We start from the raw sequence: 17,703 nt of genomic DNA on the forward strand, positions 1-17,703 counted from the left end.
TTACCTCCCGGTAAACTGCGGCGGACGACGGGCCAGAAACGCGGCCACACCTTCACGGTAGTCGGCACTGCGCCCGGCCAGCCGCTGGTAGTCACGCTCCAGGTCGAGCTGAGCGTTAAGTCCCTGCTGTTCGGCAGCCAGCAGCGCCCTTTTGATCAACCCCAGCCCCAGGGTGGGCTGCGTCGCCAGATGGCGGGAGAGTGTCTGAACCCGGTCGCTCAGCGCGGCATCGTCCACCACTTCCCAGATCATGCCCCAGCTTTCCGCCTGTTCAGCGCTTAGCTTATCGCCCAGCATGGCCAGCCCCATGGCCCGCGCCCGCCCGGCAAGGCGCGGCAGAAACCAGGTGCCGCCGCTGTCCGGCACCAGCCCCAGCTTGCTGAAGCCCATCACAAAGCTGGCGGAACGGGCAGCAATGACGATATCGCAACCCAGCGCCAGGGTGGCCCCGGCTCCCGCCGCCACGCCGTTCACCGCAGCGATAACCGGCTTTTCCAGGCGCGCCAGACGGCGCACCAGCGGATTGTAGAAACGCTCCACCGACAGCCCCAGGTCCGGGGGGCCGGCATCGGGATCCACATTGCGATCGTTAAGATCCTGCCCGGCGCAAAACGCGCGACCGGCACCGGTCAGCACCAGACAGCGAATTTCCGCGTCACGTTCCGCCTGAGTTAGCTGTTCGGCTAACTGAAGGTGCATCGCATCATTAAAACTGTTCAGTCGCTCGGGGCGATTAAAGGTCAGGGTCATCACGCCCTGCTGCACATCACGGGTAATCAGCTCATCCACGGTCAGCGTCCTGTAAATTTCGGAGTTCGTTTTTCCAGAAAGGCGCGAATGCCCTCCTGACGATCGTCGGTGGCGGCCAGCAGCGTAAATAACTGACGCTCAATGCTGAGCCCCTGGCTGAGCCCCACTTCCTGGCCCTGACGCAGCGCCTGTTTTGCCGCCTGCAGCGCCAGCGGCGCCCGTTCGGCGATACGCTGCGCCAACTGCTGCGCATACTCCAGGGTCAGATCCGGCGGGCATAGCTGGGCCACCAGCCCCACCCGCCAGGCTTCCCGGGCGTCGATGGGTTCGCCGCTCAGCACCATGCGGCTGGCCAGCCCCTTGCCTACGGCGCGCAGCAGGCGCTGGATGCCGCCCGCCCCCGGCATAATGCCCAGGGTGATTTCCGGTAAACCAAAGCGGGCGTTTTCACCGGCAACCACCATGTCGCTCAGCAGCGCCAGTTCGAAACCGGCGCCCAGGGCATAGCCGTTAACCGCCGCCAGCAGCGGTTTGGGAAAGCCGTCGATGCGCGCCCACAGTCCGGGGCGCGGATCCTGCAGGGTGGCGACCATATCCCGGCTGGCCATCTCTTTAAGATCGGCCCCGGCGGCAAAGCCGCGTCCGGCGCCGGTAATTACCACCGCGCCGATGCTTTCATCGCCGCTGGCCTGTTCCAGCGCCGTCGCCAGCCTTTCCAGTTGGGCATTGTCCAGGGCGTTACGCGCCTGTGGACGATTCAGGGTCAGGGTCAACACCCGCCCCTGACGCTCGCTAATCAGTTGCGTCACCTCGCCCCCTTAAACGTCGAAGTCCACCACTAGGCCATCGCCTTTTGGCAACGCCTGGCAGCTCAGGATGTAGCCTGCCGCCAGTTGATCCGGCTCCAGACTGTAGTTAACCGCCATTTCCACTTCGCCCTGCAGCACCCGGCATTTACAGGTAGCGCAGACGCCGCCTTTACAGGCATAAGGCAGATCGGCCCCCTGACGCAGGGCGGCATCCAGAATGCTTTCATCCTCTGCGGCCAGCACAATCTGGCGCTGATGGCCATCCTGGCGCAGGGTGACCCGGGTGCCTTGCGCCGCGCCGGCCGTTCGCCGCGGGCCGCCAGTTCCCGGCGTATTAAAATGTTCGATATTAATAGTGTCCGGCGCCATGCCCAGTTCCACCAGCGTTGCGCTGGCCTGCTCCATCATCGCCTGGGGGCCGCAAATAAAGGCACGATCAAAACGCGAAAAATCCAGTAGCTGTTCGCCCAGCGCATAGAGCTTCTGACCGTCGATGCGGCCATGAAACAGCGCGCTTTCGGTGCTCTCCTGACTGAAGATCCATAGCAGTTGCAGGCGCTGGGGCCAGCGGTCCTTCAGGTCCGCCAGCGCCTGGCGGAACATCATGCTGTCGTTGGAGCGGTTGCCATAAATCAGGGTAAAGCGGCTTTCCGGCTCGGTCGCCAGCGTCGCTTCGATAATCGCCAGCATCGGCGTAATGCCTGAGCCTGCGGCAATCGCCAGATAGTCGCCGCGCACCGCAGGGTCTGGCCGGTAGCCGAAGTTGCCCTGGGGCACCATCACCTCCAGACTGGCACCCGGTTGCAACTCTCGCAGGGCGTAGCCGGAAAAACGCCCACCCTCAATGCTTTTTACCGCCACGCTAATTTCACCGGCTCGCGGCGCCCGGCAAATGGAGTAACAGCGCCGCAACTCTTCGCCATTAATCCGGGCTTTCAGCGTCAGATGCTGGCCGGGACGCCAGGCGTAATCCCGCGCCAGCGCCTCGGGCACCGCGAAGGTGATCTCCACCGCTTCCGCCGTTTCCGGCTCGATATTCGCCACTGTCAGGGCATGAAAGGTCGTCATGGCCACCTCAGATACATTTGAAATAGTCGAAGGGTTCCCGGCAGCTTTCGCAGCGCCACAGCGCCTTGCAGGCCGTGGAGCCAAATTCGCTGATAAGCTGGGTCTGAACGCTTGCGCAGCGCGGGCAACGGACCCGCTCCGGCATCAGGGCGTGGCAGCTATGCCCCACCGGCGGGCTGATGCCATATTCCCGTAACCGCCGCCGGGCATCGGGACTCATCCAGTCGGTGGTCCAGGCCGGGTGTAACTGTACGGTCACCTCTACCGGGCCGTAGCCCCGACTTTCCAGAACCGTGCGGATCTCCGCCATCAGCGTTTCGGTGGCCGGACAACCGGAATAGGTGGGCGTAAAGCCGATACGCCAGCCGCGCCCGTCGTGCTTCACGCTGCGTACCATGCCGAGATCGGTGATGGTCAGTACCGGGATCTCCGGATCGCTGATGGTGGAAAGCAGCGCCCAGACCTCGCGGGTTTGCGGCGGCGTCAGGGTCAGGTTCATCGCCCCTCCTTACCAGCTCAGGCCGGGATAGCTGCGTTGCAGATACTGCATCTCTGCCAGCAGCGGCCCCAGATGTTCGCTATGCAGCCCGGCACGACCGCCGGTGCGGTATCCCGCTTCGTCCGGCTCACGCAATCCGGCTTCCCGCAGCCCCTGTTCCACCTCCTGGCGCCAGGGGGTCTGCAGGGTACGGGAGTCCACCGCAATGCCCTGCTCCGCCAGCGCGATTTCAAGCTGATCCGCCTGGAACAGTTCGCCGCTAAAGCGCCACAGTTCATCCAGCGCCTGCTGCATTTTGGTGTGGGAAAGTTCAGTACCGTTGCCCAGGCGAATCAGCCAGCCGCGGCTAAAGCGCAGGTGATAACGCACCTCTTTAATGGCACGGGCGGCAATGGCCGACAGCGTTTCATCACGGCTGTGGATCAGCCGCTCGTAAATCGCGACATGCCAGGCATCCATCAGATACTGACGCACCAGGGTGTCGCTGAAATCACCGTTAGGTTGTTCCACCAGCAGCAGATTGCTGTACTGACGTTCGTCACGGCCAAAGGCGAGCGTATCTTCATCGCCCTCTCCCAGCCGCTGCGCCGCATAGCTCAGCAAATGGCGCCCCTGACCCAGCAGATCCAGACCGATATTGGCCAGCGCCAGGTCGATTTCCAGCTCCGGAGCATGGCCGCACCATTCGCACAGGCGCTGGGCCAGAATCAGGCTGCTGTCGCCCAGCCGCAGGCTGTAGCTGGCGATTGTGTCACTGTGTTGCATGGGCCACCTCACATATGTTCAATGCCATCGGGAATGGTGTAGAAGGTTGGATGGCGGTAGATTTTGGTGTCCGCCGGGTCGAAAAACTCGCCGCGCTCTTCCGGCTGGGAAGCCACGATCTGGCTGGCCCGCACCACCCAGATGGAGCAGCCTTCGCTGCGCCGGGTATAGGCATCGCGCGCGTTTTCCAGCGCCATTTGATCGTCGGCGGCATGCAGACTGCCAACGTGACGGTGCGACAACCCCTGGCGGTTACGGACAAAGACCTCATATAGCGGCCAGTACTCTTTGCTCATCATGGTTCTCCTCAGGCGGCGTCGGTACGCTGCTGTTTTTCGGCCCAGGCCAGCGCCGCTTCGCGCACCCAGGCTCCCTTGTCCCAGGCCCGGCGCTTCGCCGCCAGCCGTTCGTGATTACAGATACCGCGTCCGGCAATGACCTCATTCAGTTCCGTCCAGTTGATTTCACCAAAGCGGTAGTGGCCGCTGGCCGCGTCCCAGGCAAGGTCCGGGTCCGGCACCGTCATTCCCAGCGCTTCAACCTGCGGAACGGTGTTATCCACAAAGCGCTGACGCAGTTCATCGTTGGTATGGCGTTTAATTTTCCAGGCCAGACTGCGGGCGCTGTTGGGCGACCTGGCATCGTCAGGGCCGAACATCATCAGCGACGGCCACCAGAAGCGATTAATGGCGTCCTGCAACATCTGGCGCTGTTCATCGCTGCCGTTAGCCAGCGCCACGCAGGCCTCAAACCCCTGACGCTGGTGAAAGCTCTCTTCCTTACAGATTTTCACCATCGCCCTGGCGTAAGGACCGTAGGAGGTTCGACACAGCGCCACCTGGTTAACAATGGCCGCGCCATCCACCAGCCAGCCGATAACCGGAATATCGGCCCAGTTCAGGGTCGGGTAATTGAAGATGGACGAATACTTCATCCGCCCTTCCAGCATCTTGCGATAGAGATCTTCCCGGGCGCAGCCCAGGGTTTCTGCCGCGCTGTAAAGGTAAAGACCGTGACCGGCTTCATCCTGCACCTTCGCCAGCAGGATAGCCTTACGGCGCAGGCTGGGCGCCCGGGTCAGCCAGTTACCCTCTGGCAGCATGCCCACCACTTCGGAATGGGCATGCTGACCGATCTGGCGAATAAGCGTTTTACGGTAGTCATCCGGCATCCAGTCCTGAGGTTCAATGGCGCGTTCCCCGGCGATATCGGCCTCAAAACGGCGTTGTTGTTGGTTCGTCACGGCACCACCCCTTTATGATTCCAGTTTTAATAAAAATAAATTCAAAATGAATCACTTCACAATGGAAAAGTTACAAATAAGTTAATCGTATGAGCAAAGAATGTATTGGCATTCTGTGAGCGCAATCACGATAAATATCATAAAAATCCTATTTATCATTAAGTTGCTTAGGTGAGCGAAGCGGCGGTAAATCACATTGTTAATAAAACATTAAATGGCAGCTTGATTTTTATGATTCACAAAACAACTATTGTTGTGTTTTTACGTAACATTTAATGGAGAGCAAACTATGCAGCAGTTAGCCAGTTATCTTTCGGGCGTCTGGCAGTGCGGTAACAGTGAGGGGCGTACCATCCGCCATGCGATTAGCGGCGAAGCGCTGTGGCAGGTTTCCAGCGATGGGCTGGATATGGCCGCTGCCAGGCGCTACGCCATTGAACGCGGCGGTAGTGCCCTGGGGACGATGACCTTTGTTCAGCGCGCCGCCATGCTGAAAGCACTGGCCAAACACCTGCTGGCCCATAAAGAGAGTTTCTACGAGATTTCAGCCCAGACCGGCGCCACCCGCGCCGACGGCTGGGTGGATATTGAAGGGGGTATCGGCACGCTGTTTGCTTATGCCGGTATGGGCAGCCGCGAACTGCCGGACGACCAGCTGTGGCCCGAAGATGAACTTATCCCGCTGTCAAAACAGGGGGAGTTCGCGGCCCGTCACGTGCTGACCCGCCGCGACGGCGTGGCGGTGCACATTAACGCCTTTAACTTCCCATGCTGGGGAATGCTGGAAAAACTGGCTCCCACCTGGCTTGCCGGTATGCCCGCCATCGTGAAGCCCGGCACCGCCAGCGCCCAGCTCACCCAGGCGATGGTCCGCGCCATTGTCGACAGCGATCTGGTACCGGACGGCGCCATCAGCCTGATCTGCGGCGGCGCGGGGGATCTGCTGGACCATCTGGAAGAGCAGGATGTGGTGACCTTCACCGGCTCTGCGGCCACCGGTCAGAAGCTGCGCTGCCACCCCAATCTGGTGGCGCGATCGATCCCCTTCACCATGGAGGCGGATTCCCTGAACTGCTGCGTACTGGGCAGTGACGTCACTGCACAACAGCCGGAATTTGCGCTGTTTATTCGCGAAGTAGTACGCGAAATGACCGCCAAAGCCGGACAGAAATGTACCGCGATTCGCCGCATTATGGTGCCGGAAACGCAGCTTGAGGCGGTACGTGAAGCGCTTATCGTCCGACTTAGCAAAGTTCGCTGGGGCGATCCCGCTGAGGAAGGAGTCAAAATGGGCGCGCTGGTCAGTAGCGAACAGCGTGACGATGTGGCAGCGCAGGTCAACGCGCTGGTAGAAGCAGGCTGCCAGCTGGCGCTGGGGGGCACGCCCGATACCCGTAGCCCTGGCGCCTTCTTCCCACCGACCCTGCTGGTTTGCCCGCAGCCGGATGAAATCACGGCGGTGCACCAGCGCGAAGCCTTCGGACCGGTCGCCACCCTGATGCCCTACCGGGACGATGACCACGCCATGGCGCTGGCCCGGGCCGGATGCGGCAGCCTGGCAGGAACTCTGGTCACCAATGATGAAGCCCTGGCCCGCCGGTTTGTGCTGGGGGCGGCGCGCGCCCATGGTCGACTGCAGATTCTGAATGGCGAATCGGCCCCCGGCTCCACCGGCCACGGCTCGCCGCTGCCGCAGCTGGTGCATGGCGGCCCCGGACGGGCCGGCGGCGGCGAAGAGCTGGGCGGCCTGCGCGCCGTGAAGCACTACCTGCAGCGTACCGCCATTCAGGGAAGCCCCTCGATGCTGGCCGCCATCGGTCGCCAGTGGGTGGCGGGCGCCCGGGTCAATGAGTCGCCGGTGCATCCGTTCCGTAAAGAATTCGAAGATCTGCACCCTGGCGACAGCCTGCTCACCGCCCGCCGCACCGTAACCGAAGCCGATATCGTCAACTTCGCCTGTCTGAGCGGTGACCACTTCTACGCCCATATGGATAAGATCGGCGCCGCCGAATCACTGTTTGGCGAGCGGGTAGCCCACGGCTACTTTGTGGTTTCCGCCGGTGCCGGGCTGTTTGTCGACCCTGGCGTCGGGCCGGTTATCGCCAACTATGGCCTGAATAATCTGCGCTTTATCGAACCAGTGAAGATTGGCGATACCATTCAGACGCGGCTGACCTGCAAACAGAAGACCGCCAAAGCCCAGAAAACCCCGGAAGATCGTCCGGTCGGCGTGGTGGAATGGGCCGTCGAAGTCGTCAACCAGCATCAGCAACCGGTGGCGCTGTGGAGTATCCTCACCCTGGTGGCACGCCGCAACGGCGATTTTCCTGCATGATTGATGAGGCGGGCATAGATTTGCCCGCCCTTTTCCCCAACCTGGCACAACCAGCAAATAATCTGGCAGCGTGATGCAACCGGCGTCGCGCAACGGATTGTTATGGTGGATCCATCCCCGCTTTGACTTCACAACCACACAACAATAAGCAGAGGTTTACATGGGAAGGAAGAGAGCTTTTCATCGCACAGCGCTTGCCAGCGTTATCGCCCTGGTTTGCGCCTGGCACAACGGCGTTCAGGCTCACGGCGGCGCGGCACATATGGTTCCGCTTGAAAAAACGCTGCACGACTTTGGCGCCGACGTGCAGTGGGATGACTACGCCCGGGTATTCACCCTGAGTAAAGACGGCGCCGTGGTGCGGGTCAAACCCAACGCCGACAGCGCCATGGTCAACGGTAAGCCGCTTAAATTGCAGATACCGGTGACCTTTAAAGGCGATACCGCCTATATGGCGGACGGTTTTATCAACGAGGTGTTTCAGTCCGGCCTGGACCAGACTTTTCAGGTAGAAAAACAGCCGCACCCGCTCAACGGCCTGAATGATAAAGAAATTACCCAGGCGGTGGCGGCCATCAAAGGGTGGAAAGCGTACCAGCCGGGAATGCGCTTTAGCGCGGTCACCCTGAGTGAACCACCCAAAGCCCAGGTCTGGGATTTCGCTCTTAACGGCAAACCGGTTAGCGCACCGCGTCAGGCCAGCGTCACTCTGCTGGATGGCGCGCAGGTTATTGAGAGCGAAGTGAACCTGGCTGACGGCAGCGTTACCCGCTGGCGGCCGGTCAAAGATGCCCATGGTATGGTGCTGTTAGATGACTTCGCCACCGTTCAGAAGGTGGTTGAAAGCAGCCCGGAATATGCTGCCGCCCTGAAAAAGCACGGCGTCGATGATGTCAGCAAAGTGGTCACCACCCCGCTCACCGTCGGATACTTCGACGGCAAAGATGGTCTGACCCGTGATAAGCGCCTGCTGAAGGTGGTGAGCTATCTGGATGTGGGCGACGGTAACTACTGGGCCCATCCCATCGAAAATCTGGTGGCGGTGGTGGATCTACAGCAGAAAAAGGTGCTGAAAGTAGAACAGGGTCCGGCAGTTCCGATCCCCACCGTACCGCGCCCCTATGATGGACGCGATCGTGAAGTATCCCCCCTGAAGCCGCTCAATATCACAGAGCCGGAAGGCAAAAACTACACCATCACCGGTGAAACCGTCTCCTGGCTGAACTGGCGCTTCCATCTGCGGCTGGATTCCCGGGTCGGCCCGGTATTCTCGACGGTGACCTGGAACGATAACGGCGAGCCGCGCAAAGTGATGTACGAGGGATCGCTGGGCGGCATGATCGTCCCCTATGGCGATCCGGACGTCGGCTGGTATTTTAAAGCCTATCTGGATTCCGGAGATTACGGTATGGGCACCCTGACCTCGCCCATCGAGCGCGGAAAGGATGCTCCTGGCAATGCCGTACTGCTTAATGAAACCCTGGCCGACTACACCGGCAAACCCACCGAAGTGCCGCGCGCCATTGCCATCTTTGAACGCTATGCCGGGCCGGAGTATAAGCATCAGGAACTGGGCAAGCCTAACGTCAGTAGCGAACGCCGCGAACTGGTGGTGCGCTGGATAAGCACCGTCGGCAATTATGATTATATCTTTGACTGGATCTTCCACCAGAACGGCACCATCGGCATTGATGTTGGCGCGACCGGCATCGAGGCGGTTAAAGGCGTGAAGAGCCGCACCATGCACGATCCCAGTGCCGAACAGGATACCCGCTACGGCACCCTGATCGACCACAATATCGTCGGTACCACCCACCAGCATATCTATAATTTCCGCCTGGACCTGGATGTGGATGGCGAGAACAACGTGCTAACGGGTATGGACCCGGTCGTGAAGCCCAACCAGGCGGGCGGCCCGCGTACCAGCACCATGCAGCTTGACCACCATCGCTACACCACCGAGCAGCAGGCCATTCAGAAGTTCGATCCGGCCACCATTCGTCTGCTGAGCAATGCGCAAAAAGAGAATCGCATGGGTAACCCGGTTTCTTACCAGATTATCCCCTACGCAGGGGGAACCCACCCGGTCGCCAGCGGTGCTAACTTCGCACCCGACGAGTGGATCTACCACCGGCTGAACTTTATGGATAAGCAGATCTGGGTGACGCGCTACAACCCCGATGAACGCTGGCCGGAGGGGAAATACCCTAACCGTTCGACCCACGACACCGGTCTGGGGCAGTACAGCGCCGATAATCAGTCCATCGATAATCAGGATCTGGTGGTCTGGCTCACTACCGGGACCACCCACGTGGCCCGGGCAGAGGAGTGGCCGATGATGCCCACCGAGTGGGTTCACGCCCTGCTTAAGCCGTGGAATTATTTTGATGAGACGCCATCGCTGGGAAAGGTGAAGAAGTAAGTGGGAGGTAGGAGGTAGAGCGCCTGGGGGCGCTCTACCTGTTTGTAGGTGGTCAGAATTCGCGGGAAACGGTGATATAACCATTAAATAGCACCGAGCATTCATCATCATTCACAATATAAGAGCCAATAAAAATATTCTCCCTGCCATCTTTGTTTTTGTAGGTGTACTTTATAATTAAGTTTTTTGCATCCTCGCCCATAAGAAGCCCAATTGTTTCATCTTTATCACCGGAATGAAGACCGGTTTCCCTTTGATAAATCTCTTCTGCAAGCAGCCGCGTTACCGGTTTTGCCGCCAGCAGTTCCATTTTTGTTTTATCTTCAACTATTCTACCCACATCAATTTTTAATTGATCTTTCATCACCTGGCGGATGGCAATATCTGGTGAGCGACCTATGTTCAGGCAGGGATGTGAAGCAGCTGCGGCCATCACCGGACATGCCGTACACAGCAAACAGACTATAAGTCGTTTTTTCATTCCACGATTAACTCCCTGTCTTTGCTTTCCCAGATTTTTTTGCGATACAAGAGATCCAAAATGATACATCCTTCGGAAGCCCCGCCCAAATCGCTATTTTTATCACCGTGAATCATAAAGGCGTTACGGCCACACATATTATTCGATGAGTCAGGCGTCAAAGGCAATGCATAGTTTCCTGCCCTGGACTGGCGTGGCGCTTCAATCCGGTATTTACCACGCGGTAGCGGCCCCTTGTTTTTCACACACTCCTTTGCTGAGTCGTTGTAGTACCCTCTTGCCCCTGCATACCTCGCCTTAAACTGGAAGGAGCCATTATGGTGGAATTCTGCTTCCGTGACTTTATAGGTCCATGTCATGCCGTTTCCCTCTTGTTCCATGAGTCGCTATGCATCAGGTTACCGTCCAGGTAGTGCCATGTGATCTTCTCATAAACCAGGCCAATGTACTCCTGGTGGTTGCGTTTAATACGTGGTGTGCTGCCTGGCCCGGTAAAAAAGGCGTCGATCTCATCAATCCTGACGTTTTCCAGGCTGACTCTAAAATATTCTTCCTCCTGTCCTGAGTCATTAATGTGAAAAAATAAAAATACCGCCCGGGGAATGATTTCCCCCATCGTTAATGCCCGGTACAGCCAGGTGCTGGCAGCATCGGTCTCTTTTTCAAAAGCAATGCCCGTATGAATACGCGTTCCTGTTACCTGACCCGATAACCCATCACAGGGTATCTCTACGCCACTCATAAATTCCTGGACCTCAATACTACCTTCCCGTCCGAAGACATCCACAGAACCTTTAATCATATGCCCCGAACTATCGTACAGCCATAAATAAATGGGTATCGCCATATTCAACTCTCCATGTGATCTTTAACCCCACCTTTCAAGTAATCACAAGATAAATAAAAACAAAAGACACTACCAAATAAGCAGTGACCTGATTCAAACTCTTTATTCAAACCACCCCAGGTGAATAGCGCCTGCTAACCGCTCTCTCGATACCCATCGCCTGACCGACATGCGGTCTACTGCTCCGTTCCTTCTCACGCTACAATAGCGAAATCGGGGGCGGGCAGGTAAAGTAGCCCAAAAGCCATTCAGGGACCTTGTTAGCTAATGGAACAACACAGTGTTGCAATTAAGATTATTGCTACCGGTATTGCCTTACCTGAAACTCGCGTAACGTCTGACCAACTGGATATTCAGTTGGGAAAACCTAAAGGATATGTGGAAAAACGCTCGGGAATCACATGGCGATATCATGCCACGCCCCAGGCAAGTCAGGCCGAACTGGCAGCCAGCGCGTTACACAACGCACTGACAGCGGCTGACTTATCCCCCTATTCTATCGATCTTGTGATTTGCGCTTGCGCCGTTGCGATACAGGCTCTGCCCTGTAGTGCGGTGCATATCCTCAGGGCAGCAGCCATGCCTCCAGGCGTGGCCGGTTTTGATATTAACAGTAGCTGCGTCAGCTTTATTTCAGCAATGGAAGTGGCCGCCGGATTATTAAACAGCCGGGCCTATCGCCGTATCGCCATTGTTTCTGCCGATCTCGCCTCACGGGGTATCGACTGGAATCATGAAGAGTCTTCACTGATTTTTGGCGATGGCGCAGCCTGCGCCATTGTTGAACGCGGCGACGGCCAAAGCAGAATTCTGGCAAGCCTGATTGAAACCTGGCCCGAGGGCAGCGAACTCTGTGAAATCAGAGCCGGAGGCACACGCTGCAACCCCCGTTCGGGAATGTGCGATAGCGACTTTTTATTCCATATGCAGGCCAAACCCCTGTTTCGCTATGCGTCATCGCTGATAGAAGACTATTTCGCCCGTCTGCTATACAAAAGCGGTGTTACGCTTGCGGATATCGGTACGGTTATTCCTCATCAGGCCAGCCATCTCTCCCTGAAACATATGCGCAAGCGGCTACAAGTACCGGAATCGGTCTTGATCGATATCTATCGCTACTACGGTAATCAGGTCGCGGCTTCCATTCCTACCGCACTTCATGAAGCGATAACCGGCAATCGTCTGACTCCCGGAAAACCCGCCATGCTTATCGGCACGGCTGCGGGCCTGACGCTGGCAGGGATGGTGCTAATACCATGAAGATTCTGGTCACCGGCGCCACCAGCGGACTGGGGCGCAATGCCGTTCAGCATCTGCTGGAAACAGGCGTTCAGGTCATCGCAACAGGGCGTAATACGAACGAAGGCCAGCGGCTGGCAAAAGCAGGAGCCCGTTTTATTCCCCTGGATCTGACTCAGGCCAGCGTGCAGACGTGCGCCAGTATAATGAGCGACTGCGATGCAGTCTGGCACTGCGCGGCAAAGTCATCCCCCTGGGGAGATAAGGCCTCGTTTTATCAGGCCAATGTCACAGCCACCCATACCCTGGCAGAGGCGGCAGGAAATGCCGGGATTGCGCGTTTTATTCATATCTCCACCCCGGCCGTCTACTTTGACTTTCAGCACCACTATCACCTTAAGGAAAGCTACCTTGCCCGTCGGTTTTCCAGTCACTATGCCAGCACCAAGCATCAGGCCGAACAGGTTATTAGCACCGCTGCCCGGCGTTTTACCCGCACCACCTTTGTCATGCTGCGTCCCCGGGGATTGTTCGGCCCCCATGACAACACCATCGTCCCCCGATTATTGCGCCAGTTACGCAGAGACGGCGGCGCGCTGCATCTGCCTCGCGGTGGCGCAGCATTGCTGGATCTGACCTACGTACAAAATGTGGTCCATGCCATGATGCTGGCCACCCGTCACCCAACGCTACCTTCCGGCAGTCTCTATAATATTACCAACCATCAACCGATGCGGCTGGCCGATATGCTGGAGGGGCTACTGGGTCAACAGCTCAACCTGAACTATCGAATCAAAAACATACCCTGGGGGCTTCTGTCTCTGGCGGCCAGAGGGATGGAGCTGGCAGGAAAATATACTCACAGTGAGCCGCCGTTTACCCGTTACAGCGCGGGAACCGTCTGCTTTGATATGACTTTATGCCCGGAAAAGGCCATTAACGAGCTGGGGTATCGGCCCCGGATATCAATGGAAGAAGGCATTTTACTGACCGGAGAGTGGTTAAGAGCCCATGGCAAAGATTCATGAATTTACCGTGGGTTACTGCACCCATATTGGCTGTATGGCTCTTAAAGGAGCCGGATTCAGGGTCTGCAAATTTCCCTCCCGCGTCTGGCTGCTGGAAGCAGGAGAGCGCAAATGGCTGTGGGATACCGGTTACGCTTCCTGGTTTGAGCGCTACACCCAATCCGGCCTTTTTCAGCTCTATCGAAAGTTCACGCCAGTCTGGTTCGATCCCAAAGAAGCGCTGGCGCAACAGCTCTATGCTCAGGGACTGGCCGATACCGATATTAGCGCCATTATTTTGTCGCATTTTCACGCCGATCATATTGCCGGTTTGCGCGATTTTCCCGGCGTCCCCTGTATCTGTTCCGGAGAAGGCTGGCAGCAGACCCGGACCCTGCGCGGGTTTGCCGCCCTGCGCCAGGCGTTTATCCCGGATCTGATCCCCGCAGATTTTGAATCCTCACTGCGTTTTATTGAAGGGTTCGAAACCGTGGCGCTGCCGGAGGCGCTTGCCCCCTTTCACCAGGGTTATGCTCTGCCAGAAAGCAATGGGGAGATTATTCTGGTTCCGCTCCCCGGTCATGCCGCCGGGCATATTGGCGCATTTGTGCTCACAGACGATGGCTGGATCCTGCTGGCATCCGATGCGGCCTGGTCCCCTGTCAGTTACCGTGAGCTAAGAGGCCCGTCACGCCTGGCGAATCTGGTGATGGCGGATCCGGTGCTCTATTACCGTACGCTTGAACAGCTACACCAGCTATGGCAAAAGGGCCAGGTGACGATTCGCCTGTGCCATGAGGGGGATTTGTGATCCCCCTCATGACGCTCTGGCACTACGCCCGCACCCGCAGGTTGCATTTCTCACGCCGTGAAGATCTGGAAGCCTGGCAGGCCCGAAAGTTGCGGCGCTTCCGCCAGCGGGTGTTGAGCCAAAGTCCCTGGTTTCGCCGCTATCTCTCACTGCCATTCGAACAGTGGCCGTTGATGAACAAAGCGCTGATGATGCAACACTTCGACGAAATGAACACCGCCGGATTGTGTCGCGATACATTGCTCGCCTGCGCGCTGAAAAGTGAACAGAGCCGGGACTTTAACCCCAAAGTCGGTAAGTTCAGCGTGGGACTTTCGTCCGGAACCTCAGGGCACCGCGGGCTGTTTGTGGTCAGCCCTCAGGAGCAACAAATCTGGGCGGGCGGAATTCTTGCCAAAGCCCTGCCAGATGGTCTGCTGGCCGGAGAGCGCGTCGCCCTTTTCCTGCGGGCTGATAATAATCTCTATCACAGCGTTAACAACCGCTGGCTGAGTCTGGACTTTTACGATCTGCTCGCCCCTTTTGCCCAACAAATACAGCGACTGGAACAGCACGCCCCAACCCTGATTGTGGCCCCGGCCCAGGTGTTACGGGCACTGGCGCTATCGGTACTGGCGGGAGAGCTACGCCTTAACGTGAAGCAGGTCATCTCGGTAGCTGAGGTGCTGGAGCCCCAGGACAGCGTTCTGCTGAATCAGGTTTTTGGTAACGTGGCCGAAATTTATCAGGCCACGGAAGGATTTCTGGCGGCAACCTGTCACCACGGCACCCTGCATCTGAACGAAGAGTTTATCCACGTTGAACCACAGTGGCTGGATACACAGCGCTTTATTCCGGTGATTACCGACTTCACTCGCAGTACCCAACCCATTGTGCGCTATCGCCTGGATGACATTCTGGTGGCGCAGAAAACTCCCTGCCCGTGCGGCAGCGCGGCTCGTGCCATTGAACGTATCGAAGGACGCCAGGACGACAGGCTGCTGTTACCCGGCTTCGAAAAACAACCCCGGGAGATCTTCGCCGACGCCTGCAGCCGTACCCTGGCCATGACGCTCCCGTTAACCGCAGATTATCGTCTGGTACAAACCGGGGTTAGCCATCTTCATCTGATGGCAGACTGTGAGTATCACATCCTCGAAAACTGCCGCAGCGCGCTAAACGCTCTGTTCACCCGCCAGGGGATTGATAGTCAGTGCCTGAACTGGACCCTGAAATCGCAAGCGCCCGAAAGCCGTTTTGACGCCAAACGGCGACGCATTATTCGTCAGTGGGGCGCGGAATGAAACAGACGAAGATACTGGTGACCGGCGCTTCAGGCTTTATCGGCGCGACTTTCCTGAAACGCTTTGCCGGGCGCGAAAATCTGTTGCTGTGTGGCGCAGGCAGACGCCCAGTCCACGACTTTCCGCCCTCCGTTCGTTACGTCCCAGTGACCTTAGACCAGCTTGACAGTCTCGATTTTCAACCAGATGTGGTGATTCATGCGGCGGGCAGATGTTCTCCCTGGGGATCGCCGCAAGAGTATCAGCAGGATAACGTCGCCACCACGCGCCAGGTCATCGACTTTTGTCACCGCCGTGGGTTTCCCAGACTGATCTTTCTCTCTACCGCCGCAGTCTATTACCGCTTTGCCCACCAGCAGGATATATCGGAAAACGCCCCCATCGGTCCGGCGTTTACCAGTGAATACGGGCGCAGTAAATACCAGGCAGAGCAACAGGTGGCAGACTATCCGGGGGAAAAAACCATTTTTCGCCCCTGCGCAGTATTTGGCCCTGGCGATCGTCTGTTACTGCCGCCACTGGTCAAAGCAGCCCGACTCAGGAAGCTGCCAGGTCTGGATTCTGGCGCGGTGGCCTCCCGGGCCGATCTTATGCATGTGGATACGCTGTGTGACTATTTGCTGAGCGCGGCAACTCATCCCCGGCTCCGGCCCTGCTATAACATTTCAGCAAATTGCCCGGTGGAAACCCAAAAGTTCCTGTGCGACCTGCTGCATCAGCTCGGTCTTCCTCAGCCAGAAAAAAAAGTGCGACTTAATCTCGCCCTGAGAGCCGCCAGCCTGATGGAGCTACTCTGGCGCTGGCTGCCGCTTAAAGGCGAGCCCCCAATCACCCGTTTTGGCGTTGCCGTCTTCGGCTACAGTGCAACCCTGGACGTAAGCCATATGCTCAATGATTTTGGCCCTCCGGCGGTCGGTTTTCATCCCCTGCTGGCGCGCTTTATACAATACTATCGGGTAAATAATTTATGATGCCGATCGTTCTTATCTGGCTGACTATTCTGATATTTAAAGTCGTTATGGCGCTGTATGTCCTGCGCACCAATCCCCCCTCTCTGGAAGGTGGCGATTTCCGGCAGGTGGCCGTGCTTCAACCGATACTGAGCGGCGATCCTGCCCTTGAATCGGTTCTGGAGGCGAATCTTTACGGCCTGGAAGGGGCAAGTTTTCTCTGGTTGATTGATGAAAACGATGAGCAGGCGCAGTCTGTCACCGGGCATCTGAAACAGCGCTACCCGCATATGGATATCGCTATTCATCGCTTTCCCCAGCCGCCCGAAGGGGTCAATCCGAAACTGTTTAAACTGGAACAGGGCCGAAAACTGACCGATAAAGCCACGTTTCTGGTACTGGATGATGATGCTATCCTGCCCGCCGCTTCACTCAGAACAATGACAGGCGCGCTGCGTGAAAATACTCTGGTCACCGCCCTGCCGTGGTATCAACCGCAGTTGAATTTTCCTTCGCGCCTGCTGGCACAGTTCGTCAACGACAATGCCGCATTAACCTATTTGCCGCTGCTGCCCTTTGCTCAACCGCTGTCGATAAATGGAATGTGCTACCTGCTGGACGCCGCACTGCTGGAACGCGTGGGGGGCTTTACCCCTATTCTGCGCTATCTGACGGACGATCTCGCACTGGCGACTCTGCTAACCCGTCAGGGTGCCAGACTCAAACAATCCACAGCCCCGGTTTGCGTTCAGACCAGTATCCCTGATAGCCAACGTTATCTGCGCCAGATGCACCGCTGGTTTCTGTTCGCCACCCTGCTGATGCGTGAAAAAACACCCGCTATCAACGCTGCAATCACTCTGCTACAGGGCGTGCCGACGCTGCTGCTGTGGGCCATATTGTGGCTGGGTATCAGTGGTGGCACTGCTCAGCTCACCATGCTGATTGCGGTATTACTCATCCACTATCTGGCTTTGCGGCGGGTTCAGCATGCCATATCACCACACATTCCCGGGCGCCCGCTGCTTTCCCTGATTTCAGCGTTGCTACAGCCACTACACCTGGCGCATGCTCTGGTGAATCGGACTATTTACTGGCGTTCACGCCGCTATCGCATTCATAGCAACGATCGCTTTACCTCAATATGAACCGAACCTGTTTACAGATAGCCTTCATCACCGGAAGAAGTCGTCC

18 protein-coding genes are annotated in these 17,703 nt (G+C 57.6%); 8 read left to right on the forward strand and 10 right to left on the reverse strand.

The features are described from left to right. Genes paaG through paaA form a run of 7 tightly spaced genes read right to left on the reverse strand, consistent with a single transcriptional unit; the run spans position 1 to position 5,134 of the window. Positions 1-750 carry a 2-(1,2-epoxy-1,2-dihydrophenyl)acetyl-CoA isomerase PaaG gene (gene paaG, locus SCU88_RS12990; RefSeq protein WP_431810166.1) on the reverse strand — a complete coding sequence of 250 codons (750 nt, stop codon included), beginning with the start codon at positions 748-750 and terminating at the stop codon, positions 1-3. 41 nt (positions 751-791) lie between these two features. Next, on the reverse strand, positions 792-1,559 hold the full coding sequence (paaF, locus tag SCU88_RS12995; protein WP_175340555.1) for a 2,3-dehydroadipyl-CoA hydratase PaaF: 768 nt from the start codon (positions 1,557-1,559) through the stop codon (positions 792-794). 9 nt (positions 1,560-1,568) lie between these two features. Then, on the reverse strand, positions 1,569-2,627 hold the full coding sequence (paaE, locus tag SCU88_RS13000) for a 1,2-phenylacetyl-CoA epoxidase subunit PaaE (protein ID WP_175340556.1): 1,059 nt from the start codon (positions 2,625-2,627) through the stop codon (positions 1,569-1,571). A gap of 7 nt (positions 2,628-2,634) precedes the next feature. Then, the gene (paaD, locus tag SCU88_RS13005; protein ID WP_138097670.1) at positions 2,635-3,126 is read right to left on the reverse strand and encodes a 1,2-phenylacetyl-CoA epoxidase subunit PaaD; all 492 of its coding nucleotides are present in this window, start codon (positions 3,124-3,126) and stop codon (positions 2,635-2,637) included. Between the two features lie 9 nt (positions 3,127-3,135). After that, positions 3,136-3,891, reverse strand: a complete 756-nt coding sequence (paaC, locus tag SCU88_RS13010; RefSeq protein ID WP_175340557.1) for a 1,2-phenylacetyl-CoA epoxidase subunit PaaC — start codon at positions 3,889-3,891, stop codon at positions 3,136-3,138. Positions 3,892-3,899: 8 nt separating this feature from the next. After that, positions 3,900-4,187, reverse strand: coding sequence for a 1,2-phenylacetyl-CoA epoxidase subunit PaaB (gene paaB, locus SCU88_RS13015; protein ID WP_138099255.1), 288 nt, complete (start codon positions 4,185-4,187; stop codon positions 3,900-3,902). A gap of 11 nt (positions 4,188-4,198) precedes the next feature. Then, positions 4,199-5,134: a 1,2-phenylacetyl-CoA epoxidase subunit PaaA gene (gene paaA, locus SCU88_RS13020; RefSeq protein ID WP_175340558.1), complete on the reverse strand. Its 936-nt coding sequence runs from the start codon at positions 5,132-5,134 to the stop codon at positions 4,199-4,201. A gap of 289 nt (positions 5,135-5,423) precedes the next feature. Between paaA and paaZ the strand changes: the two genes are divergently transcribed. Both paaZ and tynA read left to right on the forward strand, forming a co-directional pair. Beyond that, entirely contained in the window at positions 5,424-7,469 is a 2,046-nt protein-coding gene (paaZ, locus tag SCU88_RS13025; protein WP_175340559.1) for a phenylacetic acid degradation bifunctional protein PaaZ, read from the forward strand. Between the two features lie 160 nt (positions 7,470-7,629). Continuing rightward, entirely contained in the window at positions 7,630-9,891 is a 2,262-nt protein-coding gene (tynA, locus tag SCU88_RS13030) for a primary-amine oxidase (protein ID WP_175340560.1), read from the forward strand. Positions 9,892-9,943: 52 nt separating this feature from the next. On the opposite strand, the gene SCU88_RS13035 is transcribed toward tynA, so the two are convergent. The 3 genes from SCU88_RS13035 to SCU88_RS13045 are packed head-to-tail and all read right to left on the reverse strand — an operon-like array spanning position 9,944 to position 11,219. Next, the gene (locus tag SCU88_RS13035; protein ID WP_175340561.1) at positions 9,944-10,372 is read right to left on the reverse strand and encodes a Shiga toxin A subunit; all 429 of its coding nucleotides are present in this window, start codon (positions 10,370-10,372) and stop codon (positions 9,944-9,946) included. Continuing rightward, a complete protein-coding gene (locus SCU88_RS13040) occupies positions 10,369-10,731 on the reverse strand; it encodes a tlde1 domain-containing protein (RefSeq protein ID WP_175340562.1) in 363 nt (120 codons plus the stop codon). The genes SCU88_RS13035 and SCU88_RS13040 overlap by 4 nt, the downstream gene beginning before the upstream one ends. Beyond that, complete coding sequence (locus tag SCU88_RS13045) at positions 10,728-11,219, reverse strand: type VI secretion system tube protein TssD (protein WP_175340563.1); 492 nt, start codon at positions 11,217-11,219, stop codon at positions 10,728-10,730. The genes SCU88_RS13040 and SCU88_RS13045 overlap by 4 nt, the downstream gene beginning before the upstream one ends. Before the next feature lie 267 nt (positions 11,220-11,486). Between SCU88_RS13045 and SCU88_RS13050 the strand changes: the two genes are divergently transcribed. The 6 genes from SCU88_RS13050 to SCU88_RS13075 are packed head-to-tail and all read left to right on the forward strand — an operon-like array spanning position 11,487 to position 17,657. Continuing rightward, on the forward strand, positions 11,487-12,479 hold the full coding sequence (locus tag SCU88_RS13050) for a 3-oxoacyl-[acyl-carrier-protein] synthase III C-terminal domain-containing protein (protein WP_175340564.1): 993 nt from the start codon (positions 11,487-11,489) through the stop codon (positions 12,477-12,479). After that, positions 12,476-13,486 (forward strand): SDR family NAD(P)-dependent oxidoreductase, encoded by a 1,011-nt coding sequence (locus SCU88_RS13055; RefSeq protein ID WP_175340565.1) that lies wholly within the window; start codon positions 12,476-12,478, stop codon positions 13,484-13,486. The genes SCU88_RS13050 and SCU88_RS13055 overlap by 4 nt, the downstream gene beginning before the upstream one ends. Next, positions 13,470-14,276 (forward strand): MBL fold metallo-hydrolase, encoded by an 807-nt coding sequence (locus SCU88_RS13060; protein WP_175340566.1) that lies wholly within the window; start codon positions 13,470-13,472, stop codon positions 14,274-14,276. Before SCU88_RS13055 ends, SCU88_RS13060 begins: the two co-directional genes overlap by 17 nt. Continuing rightward, the gene (locus SCU88_RS13065) at positions 14,273-15,559 is read left to right on the forward strand and encodes a F390 synthetase-related protein (RefSeq protein WP_175340567.1); all 1,287 of its coding nucleotides are present in this window, start codon (positions 14,273-14,275) and stop codon (positions 15,557-15,559) included. Before SCU88_RS13060 ends, SCU88_RS13065 begins: the two co-directional genes overlap by 4 nt. Further along, the gene (locus SCU88_RS13070) at positions 15,556-16,530 is read left to right on the forward strand and encodes an NAD-dependent epimerase/dehydratase family protein (protein WP_175340568.1); all 975 of its coding nucleotides are present in this window, start codon (positions 15,556-15,558) and stop codon (positions 16,528-16,530) included. Before SCU88_RS13065 ends, SCU88_RS13070 begins: the two co-directional genes overlap by 4 nt. After that, complete coding sequence (locus SCU88_RS13075) at positions 16,527-17,657, forward strand: glycosyltransferase (protein WP_175340569.1); 1,131 nt, start codon at positions 16,527-16,529, stop codon at positions 17,655-17,657. The genes SCU88_RS13070 and SCU88_RS13075 overlap by 4 nt, the downstream gene beginning before the upstream one ends. Positions 17,658-17,703 lie beyond the last annotated feature (46 nt).

The organism is Jejuibacter sp. L23 (assembly GCF_050815825.1).
GTDB classification, from domain to species: domain Bacteria; phylum Pseudomonadota; class Gammaproteobacteria; order Enterobacterales; family Enterobacteriaceae; genus Jejubacter; species Jejubacter calystegiae.